Raw genomic sequence first — 3,239 nt, forward strand, 5'->3', positions numbered from 1 at the left:
TCCATCTTGCCTGCTGCCGACCAGGCATGGAACACCTGCGCGCGACCGCGGAACCAGTCGCGGAAATCGTGATTGAAATGCGCCTCGAGGCACGCTCCACCGCTGATCACCTCCATGGCGAAGACCTTCGAGGCCAGCGGATTGCGCCAGGAGAATTCGAGCTTGTTGCGGATGTAGCGCGACAGCGCTTCGGCCGGCTCGTCGTCGATGCGCAGGGTATCGAAGCTCTCCGTCCAGAGCCGCAGGATGCGCCCAAGTACGGCCATGTAAAGCGCCTGCTTGTTGCCGAAGTAGTAGTGCAAGTTGGCCTTCGGCAGCCCGGCGCGCAGGGCGATCATGCCCATGCTGGCGCCCTTGAAACCGTACTCGGCGAAGGTCGCCTCGGCGGCAGCGAGGATCAGCGCCTCGTTGTCCTGGCGCACCCGCCCGCCACTGCGCTGCGCCAGGCCGCTCATCGTGGCCGGGCCAGCCGTGCCTGCCAGGCGTGGGCGCTGGCGAGCAGCTGCGCCTCGTCCTGGCGCAGCAGGCGGCGATCGTCGAGCAGTTGCTCGCCAGCGACCCAGACATGCCGCACGCAATCGCGGCCGCTGGCGTAGATCAGCTGCGAGACCGGATCGTAGAGCGGCTGCTGGGCCAGCCCGGAGAGATCGAAGGCGACCAGGTCGGCAGCCTTGCCGACTTCTAGCGAGCCGGTCTCGTCGCCCATGCCGAGCGCCCGCGCGCCGTTCAGCGTGGCCATGCGCAGCGCGTTGTGCGCGTTCAGCGCAGTCGCCGAACCGGCCACGGCCTTGGCCAGCAGCGCTGCGGTGCGGGTCTCGCCGAGCAGGTCGAGGTCGTTGTTGCTGGCCGCGCCGTCGGTGCCAATGGCGACGTTGACACCTGCCTGCCAGAGCTTCTCGACGGGGCAGAAACCGCTGGCCAGCTTGAGGTTGGATTCCGGGCAATGCAGCACGTGCGCGCCGCTGGCCTGCAGCAGGGCAATGTCGCTGTCGTCGATCTGGGTCATGTGCACCGCCTGGAAATGCGGCCCGAGCAGGCCCAGACGCGCCACCCTCGCCAGCGGACGCTCGTTGCCGGCCTGCACGGCGGTGGCGACTTCCTCGGCGGTTTCGTGGACGTGCATCTGGATGCCGGCGCCGAACTCGGCGGCCAGGTCACGCACCCGCCGCATGCTGGCGTCGCCCACCGTGTAGGGTGCGTGCGGACCGAAGGCCATGCGCATCCGCAGGTGTCCGCGCAGGCGCTCGAACAACGGCAGCCCGGCGCTGAGCGCGGCGTCGATGTCCACCGCGCCAGGCACCGGGAAGTCCAGCACCGGAACGGTGATCTGGGCGCGGACGCCGGTCGCTTCGACCAGCTCGGCGACCACTTCAGGGTAGAAGTACATGTCTGAGAAACAGGTGATGCCGCCCTTGAGCTGCTCGGCAATCGCCAACGCGGTGCCGTCGCGGACGAAATCGCGGTCGACCCACTGCTTCTCCGCCGGCCAGATGTGCCCTTCCAGCCAGGTCATCAGCGGCAGATCGTCGGCCATTCCGCGGAACAGGCTCATCGCCGCGTGGCCGTGGGTGTTCACCAGGCCCGGGGCGAGCAGCATGCCGGGCAGTTCACGGACGTCGGCGGCGCCCCGCGCGAGCAGTTCTTCGCGCGGGGCGATGCAGGCGATGCGCCCGTCGCGAACGGCCAGGCCGTGGCCGGTGAGCACCACGCCGGCCGGCTCTACCGGGACCAGCCAGGTCGGCAGCAGGATGAAGTCGTAACGGTCTTCTCTCATGGGATCTCCTAGGGCCTGGCCCGGTAGATTTCCGCGTACAGCGGCCAGTGGTCGGACACGCCGTCGTCGTGTTTGCCGTCATCGAAGCGCGACGGCGAGCCCCATTTGTTCACCTGGTAACGGCTCTGGTGGGCAAGGCGGATGCTCGCCGGATCGACCTTCCAGCCGTTGAAGCCGGCAGCGGTCATCTGCGGCGGGAACAGGAGGATGTCGAAGAACGACCACTGGCGCAGCGCGTGGTAGTAGTAGCTGCCCTTGCATTCGGCGCAGCCGATCAAGTGCGAGACGCTCCAGGTACTGGCCAGGTTGTCGGCGATGTAGCGGTGCTGCCGTTCTTCGCCGGCGTTGATGTTGAAGTCGCCGCCGACGATCGGCAGCACGTCGGCCGGCAGCTGGCTCTTCAGCACCGCGAGGTAATCCACCGCCTGCCGGCGCAGGTAGCCGGGGCCGCCGCCAGACGGCAGGTGCACGGCGAACACCGAAGCCTTCTGCCCGCCCGGTAGCAGCAGGCGCACTTCGAGAATGCCGCGGGTCTTGCCGGTCTTGTCCGAGCGGTCGTCGCCCTCGGCGTGGTACGGCACCTGGTGCAGAATCGGTGCGTCCCACTGCGGCAGGCGGCTGAGCACGGCGGTGTCGATGCCGCGCTCATCCCAGCCTTCGAGCAGCACGCGAGTCTGGTAGGCGGACTTGCCAAGCCGCGCGTTGAGGCGTTCGACCACTGCGAGGTTTTCCACCTCGTCGAGCATCAGGATGTCCGGGCCACGGCCGTGATCGATCTGGCCGATGACGTCGGCCAGGCGGGTGAGCTTCTCGTCCAGCTTGGCCTCGGTCCAGTCGGTCTTCTCGCATTGCTCGCGCCAGGCCGGCACCGTGATCTTCGCGCAGGTCGCCAGGTACTCCGGGTGCGCCTTCTTGACCGCCAGCGGCAGGTAGGCGAAGTCGTCCTTGCCCTGGTCATGCACGGTGTCGAAGAGGTTCTCGACGTTGTAGGTCATCAGCGACACGCGCAGTTCGCTGGCGTCGTGGCTGGAGGTGGACATGCAACCGGCCAGCCCGAGGGCGGTCAGCAACAACAGAGGACGCAGGCGCGAGTAATTCATGGCGGCTCACTTTCGTCAGGCAAAGGGGTGGCCTGCCGGCCGGTAAAAATGCCGGCCGGCGGGTTATCGGGGGTGATGCGTCAGAGTGCCGGGCGGCCGGCCACCAGGGCGTCGTTGAGCAGTTGCGCCAGGCGCACCGAGGCCAGTTCGACCTGCTGCTCGGCGACCGGAACGAACTTCTTCATGTAGTTGGCATTGATGGTGTTGCCATCGCGCTTGTCGCCGCTGTCGCTCATCAGCTTGTCGCCGCGGCTGTAGTCCTTGCCGGTGCGGTTGTACTCCATATTCTTCGCCGCGCTGTCGAAGTCGCCGTCATCGTCGTCGTACTGCTTGGTCGGCAGCTTCCGCGTGCTGACCGCCTTCGG

General features: G+C 67.4%; 4 protein-coding genes. All 4 read right to left on the bottom strand.

What is annotated here, in order from left to right:
* Positions 1-455: TetR/AcrR family transcriptional regulator (locus B3E91_RS02240; protein ID WP_287028183.1), on the bottom strand; the 455-nt coding region annotated here is incomplete at its 3' end.
* Positions 452-1,774, bottom strand: a complete 1,323-nt coding sequence (locus B3E91_RS02245) for a TRZ/ATZ family hydrolase (RefSeq protein WP_287028184.1) — start codon at positions 1,772-1,774, stop codon at positions 452-454. The genes B3E91_RS02245 and B3E91_RS02240, both read right to left, overlap by 4 nt.
* Before the next feature lie 8 nt (positions 1,775-1,782).
* Complete coding sequence (locus tag B3E91_RS02250; protein ID WP_287028185.1) at positions 1,783-2,874, bottom strand: endonuclease/exonuclease/phosphatase family protein; 1,092 nt, start codon at positions 2,872-2,874, stop codon at positions 1,783-1,785.
* An 80-nt stretch (positions 2,875-2,954) separates the two neighbouring features.
* On the bottom strand, positions 2,955-3,239 hold a 285-nt coding region (locus tag B3E91_RS02255; protein WP_287028186.1), incomplete at its 5' end, for a hypothetical protein.

Source organism: Pseudomonas sp. UBA6310 (assembly GCF_002438225.1).
Taxonomy (GTDB): Bacteria; Pseudomonadota; Gammaproteobacteria; order Pseudomonadales; family Pseudomonadaceae; genus Pseudomonas_O; species Pseudomonas_O kuykendallii.